Here is a 6,937-nt window from a genome sequence, read left to right as displayed (position 1 = left end):
TCAGGCGGTTCCTCGCCGCTACTTTGGTGCGCTGCCGCACTTAGCGGTTTCGTTGCTGCCGCAATCAGCTTCTCGATGTACTTCAAGTTCAAAGAACGAGAAACCAATCTCTGCAGACCGCAGAGAGCGTCGAGGCCCAATAACCTCGTCTGGTCTTCAGCAATAGTTGATACGACAGCACCCTGCCGCTCTGATCGGATCAAGTCTGCCGTTGCTGCTCGAAGCTCATGCGGCCGTAAGGGTGGCAGTTAACGCACAGGCAGTCGCAATCTTCGGGTTCAGGCACACCGACGGGTCGGACGGGGCGGCCAATCTTCATTCCCACAGTGCGTCGTGGGATCGGCCTTGGAAGAGGCAGCCACGGCGTACCGGGTGCGCGCCACCAACGGCTGAGTCCTTCAAGTGTGTACACGAGTCCGACGAGCGGACCGCAGGGATCAGTCGGCTCGTACCACATCGGCACGTCGTCCCGGTGCGGCGTTGTGCGGACCTCACCACTCGAAGGGTCTACCCACCCAAGGTGACCTCGGTTCAAGATCGTGACGAAGTTGGGCCACAGTTCGTGAGGGTTTCGCCCGGCCCAGTCACGAATCCGCTCAGCAATGAGACTCAAGCGCAGATCACTGTGGTAGGCGAAAACGCCACCACTGATCGGCACATACGGAAACTCACGATCCCCGATGATCACCTGGAACGTGCCTTCGACATCACACCGCGCAGCGCGTTTGAGCTGGGCGAGGTGATCCAGGGAGGCAACCAGGCTCTTCGAATCCAAGGTGCTCTTGACCTCGATGGCTGCGTGCACGCTGCGTGGGACGATCAGTGCTCTGCCGTTTCGCAGGACGCGATGCGGCGGCACCTATGAATCTGCGAACACAATGTCGTGCTGTTTGTGCGACGTACCATCCAAGTTCTGGACGGTTGCGCGCTGGATGATCGGGTAGCCACGAAAACGAGCCTGCAGCAGTTCCAACAGTGCTGCTTCCCGCTCTGACCGTGTGTCGTCTGGGTGAAGGTTTGCGCTGAGGTGGTACTCGTGGTCAAGCCGGACCACTTCTTCCAGCAAGGCGCGCCAGTCGCCTAGCGCTTCCAGCTCCTCTGACGACAGGTCGGTTTCCTGCTCCATGGCTCCCTCGGCTCCGCTCGAACTCACCGTACCGGCGCACTAGAGCCAAGGATCGACCGCAGGACGGCTCGCCGCGAGATAGTCGTCCCCGTTCCAGCGGTAGTTGCTGACCTGGACCGGCTGGCCGAAGGTCGGGGCGTGCACCATCTTGTCGGCGCCGATGTACAAGCCGACGTGGTGGACGTTGCCGGGTGTTCCGTAGAAGACCAGGTCGCCGGGGAGCAGCGGTTGGCCGGCGGGCACCAGTGGACCGGCGTTGTACTGGGTTTGCGCGGTGCGGGGCAGGTTGATGCCGGCGGCGTTGTAGGCGGCTTTGGTGAGGCCGGAGCAGTCGAAGCCGGCGTGTCCGCCGGCTGGTCCGTTGCCACCCCAGACGTAGGGCAGGCCGAGTTGGCCGCAGGCGAAGTTGATCGCCATGATCGCGGCCGGGTTGGGTGCCTGGATCTTGTTGCAGTCGCCGGTTCCGACGGTGGCGGTGCCGTAGCGTTTTGCTTGTGCCAGAACGCCGTTGACGTACTCCTCGGAGTGGTTGTAGGCGAACAGTGCCTTGCGGATGTCTTTCTGTGCTCCGGAATCGCACAGGTAGAACGCGGCGGCGTAGATGGCGTCGTGTGGGTTGTAGCGTGACGGTGGGTTGGCGCCTCCGGGCGGGATCGTGTGGCGTGTGATGACGCCGTCGAAGGTCGGTTTCAGGAACTGCATGGGGCCGCCGGCTCCCATGTGGTTCTCGCCTTCCTTGATGCCGTCGCCGGAGCCGCGGCCGTGTTTGGATTCGGCGTCGCCGATGGCGGCGAGGATTGTCCAGTCCAGCCCTGGGCACACGGTGGCTGCGGCTCGGTAGAGCGACAGGTAGTCGTTGGGGATCTCGGCGATCGCGGCCTGGCTCGGCTCGGTGCCACCGGTGCCGAACAGGGCACTGACGATGGCTTTGCCGACACCTCCGATGAGGATGGGGATGGCGATGATGGCCGCGACAGCGGCAACGGCGATCTTCATGGGTCACCTCCGGAAGCGGCTGGTGGGGAGCGGTGGTGGAAGTGGGTCCGGTGCGGCCAGTTCCGTGGACGCCTGCTGGGCCTTGGCCGCGGTCGAGGACGGCGCCGTGGTGGGCGGGTCTGTGTGGGGCCAGAGCTGGGCGAGTTCGGCGAGCCGCAGCCGGCCCGGCCGTCGTGACGCCGGGCCGGTAATCGGCAGCCACCGGGCGACGGCGGGGTCGTTCTCGCTGGCCACACCCGCGACATCTGCAGCGCTGGTGGCTACAGGCACGAGCGCGGGCCGGTCCAACTGGGACAGTGCGTCGGCGAGCGCCCTGCGCGCGGTGGTTTCGCGGCGGTTGGTGGGCAGCCACACCAGGACGGGTGTGGTGATTCCTGTTGCGGTGGCGAGCTTTTCGTAGCCGTGCAGCTTGCGGCCGAGCTTGCCGAGGTCCTCGGTGCCGAAGTCGAATTCGAGGAAGAACTCGATTTGGTGGCCGTCTTCGCGCCAGCGGCCGTAGGCGTCGGGGCGGACCATGTCGCCGAAGAGCCGGCCGCAGCGCAGTTCGGACCACCACGCGGTCAGGCGTCCGCGGGCACCGGGCTCCCGGCTCAGTGCGACGAGGCTCGTGAAGAAGCCGTTGACGCCCACGGTGTGCGCGAGTCGCAGGGAGTGGGCGATGCCGATGGCGTCTTCGTGGCGATAGCCGAGTTGTTTGGGGTCGAGACCGTCCTCGTAGGCGAGCGCCACGGAGCCGGCGATGTCGAGCACGTAGTGCATCGGGGCGGTGCCGGAGCTGACGAACGGCTGGAAGCGGTCGACGACGCGCCACTTGAACAGGTCGAGCAGGCGGTGGTTGGCCGCGCGCATGGTCGGGTAGCAGAGCTCGACGATCTGCTGGGTGGTGAAGACCTTGTGTTCGTTCAGCATCCGGGCCAGCCACCGGTCCCGGAGGGTGAGCCGCCCGGCGAGCTGGGCATGGTGCTCCCCGGTGGTGGCCGCCCGTGGTGTGGGGCGCTGGGGCATGTGCCCGCGCAATGCCCTCTGAGGCGTGGGATTCGAGATCATGGGTAGGCACCTCCCAGGCGTTGGCCGGAATGGGGAAGGCGAAGGGCAACGCATGCGGGCATCACCGGAGCGGACGTGCGCAGTCAGTGAGCCCGCATGCGTTGCGGGAAAACGGGATTCGGCGAGTCAGGCCGCGCGGCGCGGGTCCACAGTGGGCTGATCCGCGTGGCGCGTTGCGGCGTCGGCGTCGGTGACGGGCGGGCGCGTGTTGACCCTGGCAGCTTTGCGGATCGCCTTGGCGCGTCCGGGAATCGCGGGCGGAAGCTTCTCGGTCACCGCGGTGAACGGCGGTGCTTCCTCGCCACCCAGGACGAGCCGGGCGGCGACGTGGTAAACGCCGAGGTTGGACAGGTCGTGATCAGAAAGCCGCGGCATGGTGTGCCGCGAGAGTCGTTTCGCGTCCTCGGGGCTGGCGTTGAAGAAGATCTTGCTGCGGGCGTTGGTGCTGATGCCCTCTTCGAGCTCCTTCGGTAGCTGCCCGAGGTACTGGTGCGCCAACGCCATGGAGAGCCGGTAACCACGGGCTTCGGCGAGCATGTCCTCCAACGGATAGGCCAAGTTCAAGAAGTTGTGGCACTCGTCCACGTACAGCCCACAGTCGCGGCGTTGACGCTGCGGGACGCGGGCCCGGCGGGTGGCCGCTTGCCAAGTGCGGGCCACGACGATGGAGCCGACCAATCGCGCGGTTTCCATCCCCAGCGCGTCGCGAGCGATGCGCACCAGGCAGATCCCGCCGGTGTTGAGCACCTCGTCCATGTCCATAGTGGACGTTCCACCGGCGATGGCGGCGCGGACGAACGGGCGCAGCAGGAAGCCGCGGATTTTGTTCATCAGCGGCGCGATCACTTGTGCGCGGCTGGCTTCGGACAGGTCGTCGTACCAGGACCAGAAGCCCTTGAGGACCTCGTCGTCGATCTGGTCGCAGGCTCGTTGCCGGAACGCCGGCACGGTGAGCAGCTTGGGCAGGTCGACCAGGGTCGGCGTGCCGGGCATCGCGGTCAGCGTGAGCAGCCCGGCGCGGAGGATGTCGTCAGTGCGCGGCCCCCACGAGGAGGCGTAGATCCGGGAGAAGATGCTGACGAGGTTGTCGACCGCGCGGGCCTTGTCAGCTCCCTCCAACGGGTTGAGCACCGGCGGGCGGGCTCGGGAGTCGGCGTCGAACAGCACGACTTTCTCGCCCAGTTCCTCGGGCAGGCGCATGAGGATGTCGCTGACCAGGTCGCCCTTCGGGTCGACCACGACGACACCGCGGCCGGCCTCGGCGTCGGCCAGGATCATCCGGGCCATCAGCTCGGACTTGCCTGAGCCGGTGGCGCCGAGGATGTGCAGGTGGTGGCGGGCGTCGGCGACGTGCAGGCCGACCGGGCGAGAGTGCCCGGAGTCCGACAGCCCCAGGGGCTTGATCTGCTCGCCGATCGTGGCGATGCCCGGCGGGGGCGGCACAGCTTTCGCGCCGGCCCGCTGCAGGCCGGGTGTGGACTCGTCGATCGGCAGGTGCGCGATCGCGGCCAGCTCCGGGATCGACAGCAGGTCGCCCTTGCCCAGGCGGCGTTCGGCCAACACGGCAACCGGGTCGCGGCGGATCCGAACCCGGCGGTAGTAGTTGTGCTCGGAGTAGGCGGCGAACGCCGAGGCGATCGCGTGCCCGCGGCCCCGCAGCACCTCCCGCACCGCCTGGACCTCGCCCGAGGTGACGTCCTCGGGCACGGTGGTGGCCACGGCGTAGCGGATGCGGGTCTCGAACTGGTTCGCCCGCAGCTTCTCCACGACCGCGCGGTCCTGGGCGGCGTACTCCAGGCTGGTCTGCCGATCCAGGCCCGGTGTCCGCGTGCTGGTCGACCGCTTCGGGGTCTTGCCCGGCGTGATGGCGTCGAGCAGCCGGCCGACCAGGTGGACCGACCCGCCCGCGTGCACCCGCCGCGCCGCGCGCCGGGCTTTGGTCACCCGGTGGCCGGCGACGGGGCGGGCGAGGATCTGCACGCAAGCCCGCTCGTGCGGGCCGAGCCCGACCGGCGCGCCGAGCATCGCCCGGATCGGGTCGGCCGGGTGCTCGGTGCGGATCGGCAGCGCCTCCGAGCGGGCCAACCGCAGTTCACCGCCGGCCGCTTCGACGCGCCGGCCCGCTGCCGCCGTGGTCGGGATCGGCGGCTTGGCGAGGGTGGTGCGGGTGTGCGCGCCGGGCCAGGCGGCCTCGATCGCGCGCTCGACCATGCCGGGCGGCACCAGGCCGGGCACCCACAGGCGGATCTGCACACCGTCGTCGGTGAACGTCAGCTCGAAGGCCAGGTGCGGCTGCCCGCCGAAGCGGCGCAGCCAACCGGGACGCAGCAAGCCGACGAGGTTGGACCACACGGTGATCGCGCCCGTGGGGTCGACCGTCGGTGGCGCGAGCACGGTGACCAGGCGGGCATCGGTGGCCAGGCGCTGGTGGTAGCGGCGGCGCCACCGGCGCCGCGCGACGACCGCGGCGGTGACGACGACCGCGAGCACCGGCCCGACGATCGGGCCCCACGTGAGGGCAAGGTCGCGCAGGTGCGCCAGCACGTTCTCGAAGGCGCCGAGCGGGTCACGCAGGTAGTCGCCGACCGGTGACGCGAGCCCGTCCGCGGCCTGCTCGACCCGCGGAGGGACGAGGGCGGACAGGGGTGTGGCAGTGGTTGGCCAGGACATCGGGAACCTCCCCACGCAAAGCGGTCGACGGGACGGGCGCGAGCTGCGGTCACGCAGCGCGTGGCTGGTCGGCCTGCGTCGTGCTGGCCTCGGCCGTGGGCTGCTGGCTCTGGTCGGGACGGGTGTTGTCGACGACGAGCCGCAGGTGCCGGCGGCCTCGGCGGGCGGCGCGGTCGGCGTCGACCTCGGCTTGCCACTCGGAGAACCGGCGCCCGGCCAGCCGCTTGAGATAGGTGGGAATGCGGTTGGCCGGCACACCGACCAGCCGCGGGCCCAGGACCGCGAGCAGGTCGCTGGCTTCCTGCGAGGCCCAGCCCGCCTCGGCGATCGCGGACTCGTCGGGAAACACATCCGCGACCCGATCGACGGCAGGATTCAGCGCGACATCCTGTGTCCCGCCATACGAGTAGACCCACAGGAAATTCGGCGGCGGGTCAGGCTCGACCAGCGTCCGGAACCGGGACACCTCTTTGGTGTAGGCGTAGAAATTCGTGTCAGGTCGAACCCGGCAAATATCCAGCCATGCCTGAAGATAGGAGTCGGAAAAGAAATCACCGCTGTCGTGAATTCTGATCCACGCGCCGCAGAACTTGGCCGCGCCGAGTTCGGCGACCATCGCGGCCTGCCAGCCGGCCAGATCGTCGAGGACGTACATCAGGTTCGCCTGGTGCTTGGCGCGGACGACCGGCCAGGTGTAGGTGCCGTGCCGCGCGTAGCACGCCTGAGCGCAGATTCCAGCGCTGAGACAGGTGTTATAGGTACGACCATCGGGCAGTCGCCCGGCCCAGGCCGGCAGCGACCAGTTCCACACGCCGATCTGACGCATCTCGCTGTTTTGCGTCAGCAGCCGAGCGGGCCGGCGAACAGTGGCGGAAATGGGCAATGACGTAGACATGGGTATCCCCTAGGTGCGATTCGATGTGAACGGATTAGCGCTTGCGAGCGAGGCGGTCAGGCGGCGTCGAGTTCGATCTGCGACGCGTCGCCGTCGTCGAACGAGTCCGCAATTCCTGCGGTATCGTCCGCGCCGAGTTCGACGAAGGAGTTCTCGATTCCCGACGAGGCGTCGGAATACCCGGCGATTTCCGCGGGGTTGGA

General features: G+C 68.0%; 6 protein-coding genes. 1 reads left to right on the top strand and 5 read right to left on the bottom strand.

Translation table 11 applies throughout. The features are described 5' to 3' along the window. Window positions 1-520 precede the first annotated feature (520 nt). Entirely contained in the window at window positions 521-865 is a 345-nt protein-coding gene (locus H5411_RS45605) for a hypothetical protein (protein WP_146240090.1), read from the top strand. Here the strand turns inward: H5411_RS45605 and H5411_RS45600 are convergent. The 5 genes from H5411_RS45600 to H5411_RS45580 form a co-directional block, all read right to left on the bottom strand. Continuing rightward, window positions 860-1,126: a hypothetical protein gene (locus tag H5411_RS45600; RefSeq protein ID WP_110341494.1), complete on the bottom strand. Its 267-nt coding sequence runs from the start codon at window positions 1,124-1,126 to the stop codon at window positions 860-862. The genes H5411_RS45605 and H5411_RS45600 overlap by 6 nt on opposite strands. A 39-nt stretch (window positions 1,127-1,165) precedes the next feature. Next, window positions 1,166-2,122 carry a C40 family peptidase gene (locus H5411_RS45595; RefSeq protein ID WP_110341496.1) on the bottom strand — a complete coding sequence of 319 codons (957 nt, stop codon included), beginning with the start codon at window positions 2,120-2,122 and terminating at the stop codon, window positions 1,166-1,168. A gap of 3 nt (window positions 2,123-2,125) precedes the next feature. Continuing rightward, window positions 2,126-3,169: a replication-relaxation family protein gene (locus H5411_RS45590; RefSeq protein WP_110341498.1), complete on the bottom strand. Its 1,044-nt coding sequence runs from the start codon at window positions 3,167-3,169 to the stop codon at window positions 2,126-2,128. Window positions 3,170-3,295: 126 nt separating this feature from the next. Then, window positions 3,296-5,839, bottom strand: a complete 2,544-nt coding sequence (locus H5411_RS45585; RefSeq protein WP_110341500.1) for a helicase HerA domain-containing protein — start codon at window positions 5,837-5,839, stop codon at window positions 3,296-3,298. Window positions 5,840-5,888: 49 nt separating this feature from the next. Continuing rightward, a complete protein-coding gene (locus tag H5411_RS45580) occupies window positions 5,889-6,734 on the bottom strand; it encodes a GP88 family protein (protein ID WP_110341502.1) in 846 nt (281 codons plus the stop codon). Between the last annotated feature and the right edge of the window lie 203 nt (window positions 6,735-6,937).

It is taken from the genome of Amycolatopsis echigonensis, from assembly GCF_014174495.1.
Taxonomy (GTDB): Bacteria; Actinomycetota; Actinomycetes; order Mycobacteriales; family Pseudonocardiaceae; genus Amycolatopsis; species Amycolatopsis echigonensis.
This window is presented reverse-complemented; position numbering and strand designations above follow the sequence as displayed.